The following is an 18,577-nucleotide window of genomic DNA, read 5'->3' on the forward strand; positions in this document are numbered from 1 at the left end:
ACAGTATTAAATCCTATTTTTGACATAAATTAAATAATCGATTTAACGAGCATATAAATAAAAAAGAAAAGCGAAAGGAGATGGATGTAATGCCAGAACCCTTATGGAAAATCAGTCAAATCCGTCAACAAATAGCCATCATTGATGGTAAAGAAGCACCAAATTTAGTAATTAAAAACGCGCGTTATTTACATGGCATATATAAACAATGGATCCAGGGGAATATTTGGATTAATAAAGATCGTATTATATACGCAGGATCTAAAATGCCACCAAATACAGCGACAACAGAGATTGTTGATGCTGAGGGACAGACGATTGTTCCAGGTTACATTGAACCACATGTTCATCCATTTCAGCTTTATAATCCCCAATCCTTTGCGGATTATGCAGCGCAACGTGGAACGACGACGTTTCTATCTGACAACTTAATGCTATTTTTAGCAATTAAAAACAAGAAAGCGTTTACAATTCTAGATCAATTAAAGCAACTGCCATTCTCATTCTACTGGTGGGCTCGATTTGATTCGCAAACGGAGCTTGAAAATGAACATGATCTCTTTACGACAAAAGCGATTAATGATTGGCTTGAACGTACAGATGTCATGTTAGGTGGGGAGTTAACAGGTTGGCCAAGATTACTAGCAGGCGATGACCAAATGCTATATTGGCTAAAACTCGCAAAATCACATGGTAAAAAAATTGAAGCGCATTTACCGGGCGCATCTGAAAGAACATTAGCTCGTATGAAACTATTTGGTGCTGATGGAGACCATGAATCAATGACTCTAGAAGAAGTGGAAAATCGTATTTTACATGGATATGCAGTAACTTTACGCCATTCTTCCATTCGTCCAGATTTACCAATACTTTTGAAAGATATTGTTGAGAAGAAATTGAATGTTTTTGATCATTTAATGATGACAACAGATGGTGCAACACCTTCATTCCATAGAGATGGTGTGATGGACAAATGTATTCAAGTAGCCCTTGATGCGGGGGTTGCGCCGATTGATGCCTATCAAATGGCATCTTATAATGTCGCGCGCTATTATAATATGAGTAATTTACATGGACTTATAGCAACAGGACGGTATGCTACTCTGAACTTTTTAGAAAATGAATTTAATCCAGTTCCTGTAAGCGTATTATCAAAAGGTGTTTGGTTAAAACGCGACAATAAAAAGGAGTTCACTCTACCATCAATCGATTGGTCAGCAATGGGCACACTCGATTTGAAATTTGATTTGTCTGAGGATGACTTCCAATTTTCGATGCCATTTGGAATCCAATTGGTGAATGATGTTATAACGAAACCATATAGCGTATCAGTTCATACGAATGAAGGTAAACTTCACACGGACCACGATGAATGCTATTTAATGCTAGTTGATAAAAATGGAAAGTGGCGTGTAAATACTTTGCTAAAAGGGTTTGCGACACATCTTCAAGGATTTGCATCCTCATACTCAAGTACTGGTGATATAATTTTAATAGGAAAAAATACAAAAGATATGCTAATAGCCTTCAATGAAATGAAAAAAATGAAGGGTGGTATCGTAATTGTTGAGAATGGGCGAGTTTTAGAAAGCCTACCACTTTCAATTGGAGGAGGATTATCCGCCGAGCCTGTTGAAGTATTAATAGAGCAAGAATTAGCTCTAAAGAAAACGTTACAAGAGCGAGGCTATCATCTAGGTGATGCTATTTATACTTTGCTATTCTTACAATCTACACATTTACCTTATATTCGGATTACTCAACGCGGTATTTTCGATGTGATGAAGAAAACCGTTCTATTCCCGTCCGTTATGAGATAGGAGGAAATCTTTTGAAAAAGAAGTTGATGGTGGGGCTATTAGTATTAGGCGTTTTAATCGTCGGATGCTCTAAAGAGAAAGAAGAAAAAGAAGTAAAGAAGGATCCAGAAAAAACGGAAGTACAGGCTGAAGCAGAAGTTGAGAAAAAGACATATTTCACACCGTTTACTGGTTTAGAGGTAGAGCAAAAACCAAAAATGCGTCCAGTGATGGTGACGATTAATAATCATCCGCAAGCACGTCCTCAATCTGGTCTAACTTCGGCTGATCTAGTTTATGAGATGGTAGCTGAAGGGAATATTACACGTTTACTAGCAGTATTCCAAAGCGAGTTGCCTGAAAATATTGGGCCTGTTAGAAGTGCAAGGGATTATTTTGTTGATCTAGCAAAAGGCTTAGATGCATTTTATATTGCACATGGATATAGCCCAGAGGCACAAAGGATGTTAAGTGCTAGTGTAGTGGATAATATTAATGGGATGCAATATGATGGTTCATTATTTCAACGTTCAACGGATCGAGTAGCGCCACACAACTCCTATATTTCAGAAGAGAATGTAAAGTTAGGATTTAAAAAAGTAGGAGCTTCATTAAAAATGCAGAAAAAAGTACCTTTCTCTTTTTTTGAGTCTGCTGAAGATGTTAAAATAGAAAAGTATATTTCGAAAGTAGATATTCGTTATGGTGTTGATGAACAATTCCATAACACATATACTTTTAATGAAGACAATAAATTATATGAACGTCAATCTGGCGGTGTAGTTACTAAGGATTTATTAAACGATGAATCTGTACAAGTTGCCAATGTATTATTCTTTGAAGTGAATCAAAGTACTGTTGATCAAAAGGGACGTCAATCGCTTGATTTGACTTCAGGTGGAAATGGTTATGTATTTCAAGCTGGGCAAAAGTTAGATGTCAAATGGCGAAATGTAGATGGTGTATTAGTGCCATATGCAAATGATCAGCCTGTCAAATTAGTGCCTGGTAAGTCGTGGATTCACCTCGTACCTTCCAATCCTGGATTAGCAAAAGCGGTCACATATGAACCTTAATGAGGAAAGGGGGAATGAAGCATGCAAATTGAAAAAATTAAAGGTCATCAAACAGAACAACTATTTAAAGCGGTTTTGGAGTTAAATGACATAGAAGAATGCTATAAATTTTTTGATGATTTATGTACAATAAGCGAAATCCAATCTTTAGCACAACGTTTTGAAGTAGCGCATTTATTACGCTTGAAAAAAACGTATGAAACAATCAAAAAGGAAACAGGTGCTTCTACAGCAACAATTTCTCGTGTACGTCGTTGTTTCGATTACGGAAATGATACATACGATGAAATGCTTGGTCGCCTTTATCCAGATGAAAAACCTTTTCTAGCTCCTAAAGACTGAGAAGTAGTTTAGCAAATATAATGAAACCGACTGAGCAGATGTCTGTTCAGTTTTTTTCTTGTGAAATAAATTCTTTCGAGCCTTTTCGAATATTCAATGGAGGGCACGTTTGACTAATGTATACTGGTAATTAGAGAAAAACTTGGTTGCTATTTGACTAAGTCAAATAGATATTAATATTCCAGATAGGTGGGTTAAAATGGAGTTTCAAAATTGGCGTCATGTATTTAAAGTTGATCCGGCAAAACCAATGACAGATGAGATGCTAGAGCAATTGTGCGAATCTGGCACAGATGCAATAATTGTTGGTGGTACAGATAATGTGACAATCGATAATGTATTAGATTTATTGGTAAGAATACGTCGTTTTACAGTGCCAGTTGTTTTAGAAATTTCTAATTTAGAATCTGTTACACCAGGTTTTGATTATTATTTTATACCAACAGTATTAAATAGCAGTAACACCACATGGGTAAAAGATTTACATCATCAAGCGATTAAAGAATACGGCGATATCATGATGTGGGACGAGCTATTTGCAGAAGGCTATTGCATATTAAATGCAGATTGCAAAGCTGCAAAAGTGACGGAGGCAAATACTGAGTTAGATGCAGAAGATGTAGTTGCTTACGCAAGAATGGCTGAAAATCTGTTCAATTTACCTATTTTTTATCTAGAATATAGTGGCGTTTACGGGAATCCTAATATAGTAAAAGAGGTTCAAGCTGTTTTAGAAAATACACGATTATTTTATGGTGGAGGGATTTCTAACGCTGAACAGGCAAAGGAAATGGCTCAATCAGCTAATACCGTCGTAATTGGCAATATTATATATGACGATTTAAAAGCAGCGCTTAGTACAGTAAAAGCAGTGAAAGAAATATAAAACTATAGTATAATCAAGAACAAATGTTTGTATTGTAAAAAGGTGGTGCGTTATGGAACAGCTAACGAATAATTTATTAAAAGGAATGAACCCTGAACAGGCTGAAGCCGTGAAAACAACAGAAGGTCCATTGTTAATAATGGCAGGAGCAGGATCAGGGAAAACGCGTGTACTAACTCATCGTATCGCGTATTTAGTAATTGAAAAAAAGGTTTATCCTTCGAAAATATTAGCCATAACATTCACGAATAAAGCGGCTCGTGAAATGAGAGAACGTATCGATGGTTTACTAGGAAACGGAACGGGTGCACAAATGTGGGTATCTACATTCCACTCTATGTGTGTGCGTATTTTACGTCGTGATATCGATCGTATTGGTTACAACAAAAACTTCTCCATTCTAGATACAACTGATCAATTAACAGTAATTAAAAACGTTTTGAAAGAGTTAAATATAGATCCTAAACGTCATGATCCACGCTCTATGTTAAATGCGATTAGTTCTGCGAAAAACGAATGTATCGATGTTGAAACATATAAAGCACAAGTAAGTTCAACAAATCCATATGAAAAAACTGTGGCGGATGTATATGAAGGTTACCAAAGACGTTTGCGAAAAAACCAATCATTAGATTTTGATGATTTAATCATGATTACTATACGTTTATTCAAACAGGTACCTGAAGTACTTGAATATTACCAAAATCGATTCCAATATATTCACGTGGATGAATATCAAGATACAAACCATTCGCAATATCAATTAGTTCAAATGCTTGCAAAGAAATTCCAAAACATTTGTGTTGTTGGTGACTCTGACCAATCCATTTATCGTTGGCGCGGAGCAGATATACAAAATATTTTATCTTTTGAAAAAGACTACCCTAAGGCAAAAGCGATCATGTTAGAACAGAATTACCGCTCGTCTGCACGCATCCTTCAAGCGGCGAATGACGTCATAAAAAATAACTCAAGTCGCTATCCAAAAGAATTACGTACGGAAAATGCTGAAGGTGAGAAAATTGCTATTTCACGGTCTTATGATGAGAAACAAGAAGCACAATTTGTCGTACAAACAATTCAAGAATTAATGATAAAAGATAATCGCTCACTTGATGATTTCGCAATTCTTTATCGCACAAATGCACAATCACGTGCAATGGAAGAGGTGCTTGTGAAGTCAAACATGGCTTATACAATCGTCGGGGGCACGAAGTTCTATGATCGTAAAGAGATAAAAGATTTACTAGCATACTTACGTTTAATTGCTAATAATGACGATGATTTATCGCTAGCGCGAATTATTAATGAACCAAAACGTAGTATTGGTGCAACTTCTTTTGATCGTATGGCACAATTCGCATTCGAACAAGATCGTTCTATCTTTGATGCATTAAGAGAAGTTGACTTTATGGGGCTGCCTGCAAGAGCAGCAAACGCGGCAGCAAAATTTCATGCGATGATCTCTGACTTTACACGAATGCAGGAATTTTTGTCTGTGACAGAACTAGTTGAGCAAGTACTAGAAAAGTCAGGCTATCGTGAGATGCTCAAAACCGAAAAAACGATTGAAGCAGAAAGCCGCTTAGAGAATATCGATGAATTCTTAACAGTTACAAAAGCATTTGAAGCTCAAAGTGATGATAAAACGCTTGTTGCCTTTTTAACTGATTTAGCACTTATAGCAGATATTGATTCTCTTGATAAAGAGGATGAGTCTAAAGGTAGCATTGTTTTAATGACTATGCACTCGGCAAAAGGTTTAGAATTCCCAGTCGTGTTCATAATCGGTATGGAAGAAAATATCTTCCCACACTCACGTTCATTGCAGGATGAAGATGAAATGGAAGAGGAGCGTCGTCTTGCTTATGTAGGTATTACACGTGCTGAGCAGAAACTATTCTTAACTTGTGCACAAACGCGTACTATTTTTGGACGTAGCAGTTATAACAATCCATCTCGATTCTTACAGGAAATTGATAATGGAATTATTGAAGATGTTTCGGCTAACAATAGAAATAGTAGTACAAGTGTTGGACGTTCACCTCGCCAGTCTGGATTTGTTACATCAACAACACAGCCAACTCGTACAGTAGTGACAAAATCAGCATATTCACAATCTGGTGGAGAAAAACTTGGCTGGGCTTCTGGCGACAAAGCATCTCATAAAAAATGGGGTGTTGGTACAGTTGTTAGTGTCCGTGGTGAAGGAGAGAATGTTGAGTTAGATATTGCATTCCCAAGCCCAACAGGTATTAAACGATTATTAGCAAAATTTGCGCCTATCGAAAAAGTATAGGCGCAGTTGCGGAGGGAAATGAATGGACAAAATACAACTGGAAAAGCGTGTAGCTGAACTAAATGAGCTTCTTCATGAATATGGACATGCCTATTATGTACTGGATAAACCGGTTGTTTCAGATGCAGTTTACGATCAATTATTAAATGAACTCATTACAATTGAACAAGAAAATCCGGATTTAATATATCCAGATTCACCTACACAACGAGTAGGTGGGGACACACTACAAGGATTCAAAAAGGTTACACATGACTATCCAATGCTTAGCCTTTCAAATGCTTTTAACGAAGCAGATTTGAATGACTTTGATCGAAGAGCACGTGCTATTATTGGTGACAATTTTAATTATATTTGTGAATTGAAAATCGATGGTTTAGCGATTTCTCTTCGCTACGAAAATGGTGTTTTTGTTGTAGGTTCAACACGTGGTGATGGTCAAATTGGTGAGGATATTACAGAAAACTTAAAAACGGTTCGTTCTATACCGTTACGTTTAAAAGAGCCGGTATCCATTGAAGCACGTGGAGAATGTTATATGCCAAAACGCTCTTTCACAAATCTTAATAAAGCACGTGCAGAAAAAGGCGAGGAGTTATTTGCTAACCCTCGTAATGCAGCGGCTGGATCGCTTCGTCAACTAGACCCTAAAATTGCTGCGAGTCGTAATTTATCGACTTTCATTTATGCTATCGGAGGTAGTGGTGAGGCTTACAATTTAGACAGCCACAGTGAAGCATTAGATTATATGGATAAATTAGGGTTTCATACAAATCATGAACGCAGAGCATGCAAGGATATTAAAGAAGTAATGGCTTATATCGAAGAGTGGACAGAAAAACGCCCAGAATTACCATATGAAATTGATGGAATCGTCATTAAAGTAAACCGTTATGACCAGCAAGAAGAGTTAGGTTATACAGCGAAAAGTCCACGTTGGTCTATCGCATATAAATTTCCCGCTGAAGAGGTGGTCACTAAGGTTTTAGATGTTGATTTAACTGTTGGTCGTACAGGTGTTGTTACCCCTACAGCAATATTAGAACCAGTTCTTGTAGCGGGGACAACTGTTGGACGTGCAACACTGCATAATGAAGACATTATTCGTGAAAAGGATATTCGAATCGGAGACCAAGTTATTATCCGTAAAGCCGGTGATATCATCCCTGAAGTTGTTTCCGTATTGTTTGATCAACGGAGTGAAGATTCTGTTCCTTATGAAATGCCAACACATTGTCCAGCTTGTGATAGTGAGCTCATTCGTTTAGAAGGTGAAGTAGCACTTCGCTGTGTAAATCCACAATGTTTCGCTCAAATTTCGGAAGGTATGGCTCATTTTGTATCACGAAATGCCATGAATATCGATGGTTGTGGAGAGAAAGTTGTAGAGCAATTATTAAAATCTGATCTTGTAAAAGATGTATCAGACCTATATAAATTAAATGTAGAAGAACTAATTCAATTAGATCGTATGGGCGAAAAATCAGCAAATAATTTAGTGACAGCAATTGAAAATTCAAAAGAAAATTCAATGGAGCGCTTATTATTTGGTTTAGGTATTCGCCATGTTGGTGCAAAAGCAGCACGCGTATTATCTGAAGAATTTGGTTCTATGCAGAATTTAATGAAGGCTACTACAAACGAACTTGTGAATGTAAATGATATTGGTGAAAAAATGGCCGAATCATTGCTTTCATATTTTGAAAATGAAGAAGTACAAGCATTACTACAAAGGCTTTCTGATGCAGGTGTGAACATGGACTTTAAAGGTAAAAAAGTAAATGTGGCTGACATAGAGAGTATATTTTCAGGAAAGACAGTTGTTTTAACCGGTAAATTAGAACAATTGACACGACAAGATGCAAAAGAGAAAATAGAACAGTTAGGCGGTACAGTTACTGGAAGTGTAAGTAAAAAAACAGATCTAGTAATCGCCGGAGAAGAAGCAGGCTCTAAACTAGCAAAAGCTGAACAACTGGGCATTGAAGTTTGGGATGAAAACCGCCTTCTTCAAGAATTAACTGTGTAAAGGAGATCAAGATCATGAAACGACTTCGCTGGATACCGGCGATGATTGTTGTCACCATGCTTGCAGGTTGCGTTCCATCATTAAAGAATGACACGGAAGTAGTACAAAGCGATGCTAAAGACAAGGAAGAAGCAACGATCATTCCTAATATGCAAATTGATGACCAATACTATCGTACTCTTTTACCTTATAAAGAAAGTGCAAGTAGAGGTTTGATTGTTTCAAACATTTATTCAAAATATGATATTACAGAAGCAGAAAGTGGACTATTACGCTTATCTCAAAAGGCATTTGATCCAGGAAAGTACTTTTTCCAGGAGGGGCAGTATATAGATAAGGAAACTGCCTCTTCATGGCTTGCGCGTAGTTCTCAAACAGATGATGGATTAAACCCTGCTACTACCAAAAGTATGTCGCCAACAGAACGTGCTAAAAAGGCTCCTATCTATTTGGCGCATATCGTAGAACAAAACTACCTTGAAAAAGCAGGGAAAAATAAAGTGAAGCTGGCTGGTGTTTCAATCGGCTTGGCTCTTAACTCTATTTACTACTATCAAAAAGAAGATTATGGTGCAACATATGAAGAACCAATACCAGAACCGGTTTTAACAAAACAGGGAGAAAAAATTGCTGCTCAAATCATTCAACGATTACGTCAAAAAGAGGGACTAGAAAATGTGCCAATGGTTGTTGGACTATTTAAACAACAAAGTCGTAGCGACATTGTTCCAGGCACATATATCTCTTATGGTATTGTAGATGAGGGATCTAATAAAATCTCAGAGTGGAAACCGGTTCAAGAGGAATATGTCTTGTTCCCAACAAATGATAGTGAAGAAAATTACCGTGAGATGAATCAGTATTTTAAATTCTTCAAACAAGATATTGAAAAGTACTTCTCTAACTATACAAATGTTATTGGAACAGGCTTCTATCAAGATAACAAAATTAAAAAGTTAAACATAGATATTCCGATTAAATTTTACGGTACTTCTGAAATTGTTGGTTTCACACAATTCATGGCTGGTGCAGTAATTGATCAATTTCCTAAAGGTTTAAAGGTGGAAGTTAATGTAACTTCTGTCAATGGACCAGAGGCATTAGTAGTAAAAGAGGCTAATTCAAGTGAGCCATATGTTCATATATATAATGATTAGGTTTTAATAGAAAGAGTGCGACATATTTGTCGTACTCTTTTACTTTAATAGAAAGTATGAAAATCATACTTATTTGTGTCGATAAATTGTATAATCTGAAGGTAGTCAATTATCTCTATTCATTTTGCTATAATGGATTATGAGTATAGTAAGGTTGTTAATAAAGGAAAGAAAAGCCTTTATTTTCAAGCGTTTGGCGTCACTTTAGCGGAAAGTATCGCCTTGCATAAATATTACTAAAAATGATATTATTATCGGTATGGTTATTGAATTCGGAGGTGTGAAGAATGGCGAATATTACAAAAGAAGAAGTTAAGCACGTTGCTAACTTAGCTCGTCTAGCTATTACAGAAGCTGAAGCTGAAAAGTTTGCACAACAATTAGGTGCAATTACTAAATTTGCAGAGCAACTTAATGAATTAGATACTACTAATGTTGAACCAACAACACATGTCTTACCACTTGTAAACGTTTTACGTGAAGACGTTGCAGTGAAAGGTTTAGATCGTGAAGTAATGATGTTAAACGTAAAAGAACATGTAGACGGTTTAGTTAAAGTACCACCAATCATTACAGAATAATAGTCAGTAAGGAGGGCCACATATGACATTGTTTACAAAATCAGCACAAGAGTTACAAGAACTTTTAAAAACAAAAGAAATCTCAATCGCTGACTTAACAGAAGAAGCTTACAAACGTGTAGCTGCATTAGATGGTGAAGTAGGCGCGTTTTTAGCATTAAATAAAGAAAAAGCAACAGCACAAGCAAAAGAAATGGATGCAGTTCCTTTTGAAGAAAGAGGACCACTATTCGGTCTACCTATCGGTGTTAAAGATAATATCGTCACTGAAGGCTTAGAAACAACTTGTGCAAGTAAAATTCTAGAAGGCTTCAACCCGATTTATGACGCAACAGTTGTTAATAAATTACGTGAAGCTGGAATGGTAACAATCGGGAAATTGAACATGGATGAATTTGCAATGGGTTCTTCAAATGAAAACTCAGGCATCAAACCAGTTCGTAACCCATGGGGTCTTGACCGCGTACCAGGTGGATCTTCAGGTGGTTCAGCAGCAGCTGTAGCAGCAGGAGAAGTACCATTCTCATTAGGTTCTGATACAGGTGGTTCAATTCGTCAACCAGCATCATTCTGTGGTGTTGTTGGGATGAAACCAACTTATGGTCGTGTATCTCGTTACGGTTTAGTAGCATTCGCTTCTTCACTTGATCAAATCGGACCAATTACTCGTAATGTACGAGACAATGCATTATTACTTGAAGCAATCTCAGGTGTAGATGCTAACGATTCAACTTCAGCAAACGTTGAAGTACCAAGCTTTGTAGAAGCTCTTACTGGTGATGTGAAAGGTCTTCGTATCGCTGTACCTAAAGAATATTTAGGTGAAGGTGTTGGAGAAGCGGCACGTCAATCAGTTCTTGATGCACTTAAAGTATTGGAAGCTCAAGGCGCAACTTGGGAAGAAGTATCACTTCCTCACTCTAAATATGCATTAGCAGCATATTACATCCTTTCTTCTTCTGAAGCATCTTCAAACTTATCACGTTTCGACGGTATCCGTTTCGGTTTCCGTGCTGAAAACGTTACAAACTTAGAAGAACTATACAAAGAAACTCGTGCTCAAGGTTTCGGAGATGAAGTAAAACGTCGTATCATGCTTGGAACTTATTCATTAAGTGCAGGTACTTATGATGCTTACTACAAAAAAGCTCAACAAGCTCGTACATTAATCAAAGAAGATTTCGATAAAGTTTTCGAAGAATTTGATGTAATTCTTGGACCTACAACTCCAACTCCAGCATTCAAAATTGGAGAAAATGTTGAAGATCCAATGACAATGTACGCTAACGATATTCTAACAATTCCTATTAACTTAGCAGGTGTACCAGCTATTTCAATTCCGTGTGGATTTGAAGATGGTCTACCACTAGGTTTACAAATTATTGGTAAATACTTCGATGAAGCTACAATTTACCGTGTGGCAGATGCTTTCGAAAAAGCAACTGAATTCCACAAAGAAACTCCTCAAATTTGGGAGGTAAAATAATATGAACTTTGAAACAGTCATTGGTTTAGAAGTACACGTAGAGTTAAAAACAAACTCTAAAATCTTCTCTGGTTCACCAAACCACTTTGGTGCTGAACCAAATACAAACACAACAGTAATTGACCTAGGTTATCCAGGTGTTTTACCAGTTGTAAACAAAAACGTTGTAGATTACGCAATTCGTGCATCTCTAGCACTTAATATGGAAATCGAACAACATACTAAATTTGACCGTAAAAACTATTTCTACCCTGATAATCCGAAAGCTTACCAAATTTCACAATTTGATAAACCAATCGGTAAAAACGGCTGGGTTGATATTGAAGTAAACGGTGAGAAAAAACGTATAGGTATTACTCGTCTTCATATGGAAGAAGATGCTGGTAAACTTACTCATGGTAAAAACAGCTCTCTAGTTGACTTTAACCGTCAAGGTACTCCACTTGTGGAAATCGTATCTGAACCAGATATCCGTACTCCAGAAGAAGCTTACGCTTACCTTGAGCAAATCAAATCAATCATCCAATATACAGGTGTATCTGACTGTAAAATGGAAGAAGGCTCACTACGTTGTGATGCCAACATCTCAATCCGTCCATACGGCCGAGATGAATTCGGTACAAAAACTGAATTGAAAAACTTAAACTCATTCAACTTCGTTCGTCGTGGCCTTGAATTTGAAGAAAAACGCCAAGCAGCTGTATTAAATGCAGGCGGTGTCATTGAGCAAGAAACTCGTCGTTTCGATGAGAAAACAGGTAAAACAATCCTTATGCGTGTAAAAGAAGGTGCGGACGATTACCGTTACTTCCCAGAACCAGACTTAGTTGATATCGTAATCGACGATGCATGGTTACAACGCGTAAAAGATGAAATCCCTGAACTACCAGCAGCACGTAAAGTTCGCTATGTTGAAGAACTAGGCTTAACAGCATACGATGCAGGCGTGTTAACATTGCAAAAAGACATCGCAGATTTCTTTGAAGCAACAGTAGCAGCTGGAGCAGACGCAAAACTTGCTTCTAACTGGTTAATGGGTGAAGTTTCTGCATACTTAAATGCCGAACAAAAAGAATTAAAAGATACTGCTTTAACACCAGAAGGTCTTGCAGGTATGGTTAAGTTAATCTCTGCTGGAACAATTTCTTCTAAAATTGCTAAAAAAGTTTTCAAAGAACTAGTTGAAAACGGTGGCGATGCAGAAAAAATCGTTAAAGATAAAGGTCTTGTTCAACTTTCTGATCCAACAGCTTTACTTAAAATCGTTACAGAAACTTTGGACAATAACCAACAATCAATTGAAGACTTCAAAAACGGTAAAGATCGTGCAATTGGCTTCTTAGTTGGCCAAATCATGAAAGCTACTAAAGGACAAGCTAACCCACCAATGGTTAACAAAATCCTTCTTGAAGAAATCAACAAACGCTAATTTAAAACTTTCAAAGACTGCTTGGGCATCCGTGCCTCAAGCAGTCTTTTTTGCTATAGTAGAGAAAAAGTATGGGGTATTCATATGGAAATATTAAGTCGTTCTGAAGGCATAGTTTACGCTTTTGATAAAAATCACAAGCCTATTAAAACCATTTCATCAGGTACAACAATTCGTATTGAAACATTCGACTGTTTTCAAAATCAAATAACATCTGAGAAAGATAAGATAGAGCAATTAGCTTGGGATCAAACAAATCCTGCAACAGGACCCATTTATATTAAAGAAGCGATGCCTGGGGATATTTTAAAGATCAAAATTAATAAAATCGAAGTTGGGTCACATGGTGTGATGATGACTCTGCCGAATGAAGGTACATTAGGACATCGTTTTACTGAATCGACAATTAAAATTTTACCAATAGAAGAAGACCATGTACTCTTAAGCGATATTAAATTACCTATTAATAAGATGATTGGCGTTATCGGTGTTGCACCAAAAGAAGAAGCAATTAATTGTGGTACGCCTGGCCCACATGGGGGGAATATGGATAATAAAATGATTACAGAGGGTGCAATTTTATATCTTCCTGTTTTCGTTGAAGGTGCATTATTTGGTCTTGGTGATTTCCATGCTGCAATGGGTGATGGAGAAATTGGTGTTACTGGTGTTGAGGTAGAAGGAGCGGCGACAGTTACACTTGAGGTGTTAAAAGGAGAGTCAATAGAACAGCCTTTATTAGAAAATGAAGAAGTGTTTACTCAAATTGCTTCTGCCAAAACATTAGATGAAGCAAGCAAGCTTGCAACAGAGTTAATGGCTAATAGAATTGTACAAAAAACAGGACGATCGCTAGCTGAAGTGACTATGTTATTAAGTGCAGCTGGTCAAATTGAGATTTGTCAGATAGTCGATCCACTTATGACAGTGCGCTTTGTTTTATCAAAATCAATATTAACTCAATTTAATACGAAGTTAATTTAAAACGAGTGTAGTGGAGTAACAATATCATATTGGAGATTAGGGTGTTTATAACTTTGCCAAAAATTCATAAAACATTTACACTATTTTCAAGGGGGTTTTACATATGAAAACTGAAAAACAATATTTTGACGAAGCAATTTCAATTCAAGATTATATGGATAGTATGACAACGCATAAGGATAACAGCTTTAAAGTTTATAATAATTACCAACTGCCTGAAGATGAAGAGTTTATTTCATTACTTGCATCTAAAAAACCACATATTTTAACAATAACAGAAGACTGGTGTGGTGATGCGATGATGAACAATCCAATCATCCGTAAGATTGCAGAGGCAGCTAATTTAGAAATGCGTTGTGTTTACCGTGACCAAAATTTAGAGTTAATGGATCAGTATTTAACAAACGGTGGTCGCTCTATTCCTGTTTATATTATTTTAAGTGAAACAGGAGAAGTAATTGGGAAATGGGGACCACGTGCACCACAGCTACAAGAATATGTGCTAGCAAAAAAAGCCACACTACCTACACAGGATGATCCTACATTTGAAGAGAAACAAAAGGAATTATTCGCAAGTATTACTGAAGAGAATGCTTCAAAAGAAGAATTTTGGAGCTGGGTATATGATGATTTCCGTAAAGTTGTAACAAACACTTTAAAATAAAACCGTCATTTGCACAATAAGGATGATTCTGTATAATGGGATTGAAAGCTTTTCATGTTTGGACGACTACAAACTGAAATTTTGATATACATTATAAAAAATAAAGGGCTGCCTAAACGTATTTAATTTAATCGTTGAGACAGCCTATTTTGAGCCTTAAGTACTTTTGGGAACATTCCTCAGAATTTTTCCGTTAACATATTTAGAAAATTGTAGAGCAAAGAAGGTAATGATATGAAACGAGCACGAATCATTTATAACCCCACATCGGGTAGAGAAATTTTCAAAAAGCATCTACCTGAAGTATTAGAAAAATTAGAAGTCGCCGGCTATGAAGCCTCTTGTCATGCTACTACCTGTGCAGGCGATGCAACTACTGCTGCAAAGGCAGCGGTTGAGCGTAAATTTGATGTGATCATAGCTGTAGGTGGAGATGGTACATTAAACGAAGTTGTTGCTGGGGTTAGTGAATTTGAAGAGAGACCTAAAATTGGACTAATACCGATGGGGACAACAAATGACTTTGCACGTGCGGTACATATTCCACGAGATATAAGTCAAGCTGTAGATATTATTATCAAAGGTGATACTATCCCAGTGGATGTAGGATTAGTGAATGATCGTCATTTTATCAATATTGCAGGTGGTGGTCGTATTACTGAACTGACTTACGAAGTACCTAGTAAGCTTAAAACAATGATTGGACAACTGGCTTATTATTTAAAGGGAATTGAAATGCTACCGTCTATAAAAGCTTCTAAAATGCGTATTGAATACGATGGGGAAGTCTTTGAAGATGAAGCAATGATGTTCTTAATCGGTTTAACAAACTCGGTAGGCGGATTCGAAAAATTATCACCAAACTCAAGTATTAATGATGGTTACTTCTCCATGTTTATATTGAAAAAGTGTAATATCGCCGATTTTATCAAACTTGTTTCGCTTGCAGTTCGAGGAGAACATTTTAAAGACCCACATGTTATCCATGCAAAGGCTAGCCATGTAAAAGTGACTTCGGATGAAGTAGTGCAGTTAAATTTAGATGGCGAATACGGTGGAGATATTCCTGCTGAATTTAGAAATTTAAAAAGACATATTGAAGTCTTTGTACCAATTGATGATATTAGAGAACAAGATAGACCATAATATAATGAATGTTTTTAGACTAGAAGCTATGTTGCTTTCTAGTCTTTTCTTTTATCTAAAATGTGAAAAGCAAATTCTTTGCTCAAGATAAATATCAATTCACATTTTGAACATTCTTTTATCATATTTTGAACATGAATACGTGATAAATCTGACACGTTCGGAAGTTAGAATACCAGTTGCTATGGGTATAATAATAAGTAAGGGAGAGTGCGCTATGTATAAAACACATGAGAAGAAACTAATCTGGTTAAGCTTTATCGTAGCAGGTATTATGCTGCTGTCACTCGTCGGACGTATTTTCGGAAGCTGAGGAGGAACAATCATGGAAAATGAAAGTGCAGTATTTTTTAGCCGTGTCTTAACGGAGCTTACATTATCTTTCCATATTATTTACGCTACAATTGGCGTAGGTGTCCCATTAATGATTATGATTGCACAATGGGTTGGGATTAAGAAGAATGATGAGCACTATATTTTACTGGCAAGGCGTTGGGCGCGTGGATTCGTTATTACCGTTGCAGTTGGTGTAGTAACAGGTACAGCTATCGGTTTGCAGTTATCGCTACTATGGCCTAACTTCATGCAGTTAGCAGGTAATGTTATTGCCTTACCACTTTTTATGGAGACATTTGCATTTTTCTTTGAAGCAATCTTTTTAGGTATTTATTTATACACTTGGGACCGTTTCGAAAATCAAAAGAAACATTTATTATTATTAATTCCTGTTGCAATTGGTGCATCTATGTCAGCAGTCTTTATTACAATCGTAAATGCATTTATGAATGCACCACAAGGCTTTGATGTCGTAGATGGTCAGCTCGTTAATATACAGCCAATTTTAGCGATGTTAAACCCAGCAATGCCAACTAAAGTAGCGCATGTTGTCGTAACAGCCTACATGACAGCAGCTTTTGTTCTAGCAGCTATTGCAGCATTTAAAATGCTTAAAGGTTCAAATCACGTTTATCACAAAAAAGCATTGTTCTTATTAATGAAAGTTGGTTTAGTATTTGCCATTGCATCAGCAATCATTGGAGATTTCTCTGCAAAATACTTAGTAGAATATCAACCAGAAAAATTAGCAGCAGCTGAGTGGCATTTTGAAACTGAGAAAAATGCTCCACTTATTCTATTTGGTGTAACCGATGGTGAAGAAGTGAAGTATGCCATTAAAGTCCCGTATGCTTTAAGTTTTTTAGCACATTCAAATCCTACAGCTGAGGTTATTGGGTTAAATGAATTCCCAGAAGATGAAACACCTCCTCTTTACATTCACTACTTGTTCGATACGATGGTCATGATAGGTATGTTCATGGTGTTAGTGTCAGCAGCGTATGTATTAGGTAAAATTCGAGGTTGGTCTTTTGTAAGTACTAAATGGTTCCGCAGGGTCATTGTTGCAGGAGGACCGTTATCTATTATTGCCATTGAAGCTGGATGGTGGCTTGCAGAAGTTGGTCGCCAACCGTGGATTTTACGTAAGTATATGAAGGTAGCAGAGGCTGCAACAACAAGTGATCATGTGGACATTATGCTGATATTATTCTGTGGCCTATATATTATTTTAGGTGTTGGTAGTGTCGTTGTACTTCGACGCATGTTCCGTCACAATCCAATTGAACAAGAAATTGAAGATCGTAAAGCTGAAAAAGGCGGTGACTTCTCATGACATTAGAAATATTGGGGATTTCCGTATTATGGCTGTTTTTACTTGGCTATTTAATTATCGGTTCGATTGACTTTGGTGCAGGATTTTTCAATGCTTACGGTGTATTAACGGGTCGACAACATATTTTAACTAATATTATTCAACGTTATTTGTCACCAGTATGGGAAGTAACGAATGTATTCTTAGTATTCTTTTTCGTGGGAGTTGTTGGTTTCTTCCCGAAAACAGCTTTTTATTACGGAACAACATTACTCGTGCCAGCAAGTATTGCGATTATTCTCCTTGCCATTCGTGGTAGTTATTACGCGTTTGAATCGTATGGGTCACGAGGACATAAAGGTTATTCGTTTATGTACGGAGCAGCAGGATTGTTAATCCCTGCTTCATTATCAGTAGTGTTAACAATTTCTGAAGGTGGCTTTGTATCGATGGTGGGTGGTAATCCGGTTTTAGATTATCATGCATTGTTTACAAGCCCATTAACTTGGAGTATTGTCGTGTTGGCAATTGCGGCTGTTCTATATATATCGGCGGTATTTTTAACTTGGTATGCGGATAAAGCTGGAGATCGAATAGCTACAAAGCTACTAAGAAAATACTCGCTCATTTGGGCGGGGCCATTAGCAATTTCTGTTATTGGGATTATGTTTGAGTTAAGTAAACATAATGTAGAACATTTTAATCGTATGATTGATATTGCTTGGATGTTCGGTCTATCAGCAATCATGTTTGTCATTACGGTTTGGTTTATTTGGAAGAAACAGCATTATAGCTGGGCACTAGGTTTACTTGTTGGTCAATTTGCATTAGCATTTTTTGCCTACGGTATTTCACATTATCCATATTTACTTTACCCATATTTGACTATATATGATAGCTTTACGAATCCAGCAATGGCAACTGCTTTAGTAGTTGCTTTCGTGCTAGGACTTTTACTGCTAATACCATCAATATATTTGCTCTTGAAGTTATTCTTATTCAACAAAGATTATATTCGTGGAAAAAAAGACCATCATGCATAAGGGAG

The 18,577-nt window shown here is 36.8% G+C and carries 15 protein-coding genes; all 15 read left to right on the forward strand.

All coding sequences use genetic code 11. The features are described 5' to 3' along the window. Positions 1–89 precede the first annotated feature (89 nt). On the forward strand, positions 90–1,820 hold the full coding sequence (locus MHH85_RS00315; RefSeq protein ID WP_340705623.1) for an adenine deaminase C-terminal domain-containing protein: 1,731 nt from the start codon (positions 90–92) through the stop codon (positions 1,818–1,820). Between the two features lie 11 nt (positions 1,821–1,831). Further along, the gene (locus MHH85_RS00320; RefSeq protein ID WP_340705624.1) at positions 1,832–2,875 is read left to right on the forward strand and encodes a DUF3048 domain-containing protein; all 1,044 of its coding nucleotides are present in this window, start codon (positions 1,832–1,834) and stop codon (positions 2,873–2,875) included. A gap of 21 nt (positions 2,876–2,896) precedes the next feature. After that, complete coding sequence (locus MHH85_RS00325; protein ID WP_038178690.1) at positions 2,897–3,217, forward strand: YerC/YecD family TrpR-related protein; 321 nt, start codon at positions 2,897–2,899, stop codon at positions 3,215–3,217. 199 nt (positions 3,218–3,416) lie between these two features. Next, entirely contained in the window at positions 3,417–4,103 is a 687-nt protein-coding gene (locus MHH85_RS00330; protein ID WP_193737555.1) for a heptaprenylglyceryl phosphate synthase, read from the forward strand. 52 nt (positions 4,104–4,155) lie between these two features. Then, positions 4,156–6,402, forward strand: a complete 2,247-nt coding sequence (pcrA, locus tag MHH85_RS00335) for a DNA helicase PcrA (RefSeq protein ID WP_193737554.1) — start codon at positions 4,156–4,158, stop codon at positions 6,400–6,402. Positions 6,403–6,424: 22 nt separating this feature from the next. After that, positions 6,425–8,431 carry an NAD-dependent DNA ligase LigA gene (gene ligA / locus MHH85_RS00340; protein ID WP_340705625.1) on the forward strand — a complete coding sequence of 669 codons (2,007 nt, stop codon included), beginning with the start codon at positions 6,425–6,427 and terminating at the stop codon, positions 8,429–8,431. A gap of 14 nt (positions 8,432–8,445) precedes the next feature. Then, positions 8,446–9,588, forward strand: a complete 1,143-nt coding sequence (locus tag MHH85_RS00345) for a CamS family sex pheromone protein (protein WP_193737552.1) — start codon at positions 8,446–8,448, stop codon at positions 9,586–9,588. Between the two features lie 287 nt (positions 9,589–9,875). Further along, entirely contained in the window at positions 9,876–10,169 is a 294-nt protein-coding gene (gatC, locus tag MHH85_RS00350) for an Asp-tRNA(Asn)/Glu-tRNA(Gln) amidotransferase subunit GatC (protein WP_038178678.1), read from the forward strand. Positions 10,170–10,191: 22 nt separating this feature from the next. Next, positions 10,192–11,655: an Asp-tRNA(Asn)/Glu-tRNA(Gln) amidotransferase subunit GatA gene (gatA, locus tag MHH85_RS00355; protein ID WP_193737551.1), complete on the forward strand. Its 1,464-nt coding sequence runs from the start codon at positions 10,192–10,194 to the stop codon at positions 11,653–11,655. Between the two features lies 1 nt (position 11,656). Further along, positions 11,657–13,084 carry an Asp-tRNA(Asn)/Glu-tRNA(Gln) amidotransferase subunit GatB gene (gene gatB / locus MHH85_RS00360; protein ID WP_053418878.1) on the forward strand — a complete coding sequence of 476 codons (1,428 nt, stop codon included), beginning with the start codon at positions 11,657–11,659 and terminating at the stop codon, positions 13,082–13,084. An 84-nt stretch (positions 13,085–13,168) separates the two neighbouring features. Then, positions 13,169–14,068, forward strand: coding sequence for an acetamidase/formamidase family protein (locus MHH85_RS00365; RefSeq protein ID WP_340705626.1), 900 nt, complete (start codon positions 13,169–13,171; stop codon positions 14,066–14,068). A gap of 103 nt (positions 14,069–14,171) precedes the next feature. Beyond that, entirely contained in the window at positions 14,172–14,732 is a 561-nt protein-coding gene (locus tag MHH85_RS00370; protein ID WP_193737550.1) for a thioredoxin family protein, read from the forward strand. 234 nt (positions 14,733–14,966) lie between these two features. After that, on the forward strand, positions 14,967–15,878 hold the full coding sequence (locus MHH85_RS00375) for a diacylglycerol kinase (protein ID WP_193737549.1): 912 nt from the start codon (positions 14,967–14,969) through the stop codon (positions 15,876–15,878). A 325-nt stretch (positions 15,879–16,203) separates the two neighbouring features. After that, positions 16,204–17,550: a cytochrome ubiquinol oxidase subunit I gene (locus MHH85_RS00380; protein WP_193737548.1), complete on the forward strand. Its 1,347-nt coding sequence runs from the start codon at positions 16,204–16,206 to the stop codon at positions 17,548–17,550. Continuing rightward, positions 17,547–18,572: a cytochrome d ubiquinol oxidase subunit II gene (locus MHH85_RS00385; RefSeq protein WP_340705627.1), complete on the forward strand. Its 1,026-nt coding sequence runs from the start codon at positions 17,547–17,549 to the stop codon at positions 18,570–18,572. The genes MHH85_RS00380 and MHH85_RS00385 overlap by 4 nt, the downstream gene beginning before the upstream one ends. Positions 18,573–18,577 lie beyond the last annotated feature (5 nt).

It is taken from the genome of Viridibacillus sp. FSL E2-0187, from assembly GCF_038006425.1.
GTDB lineage: Bacteria > Bacillota > Bacilli > Bacillales_A > Planococcaceae > Viridibacillus > Viridibacillus arvi.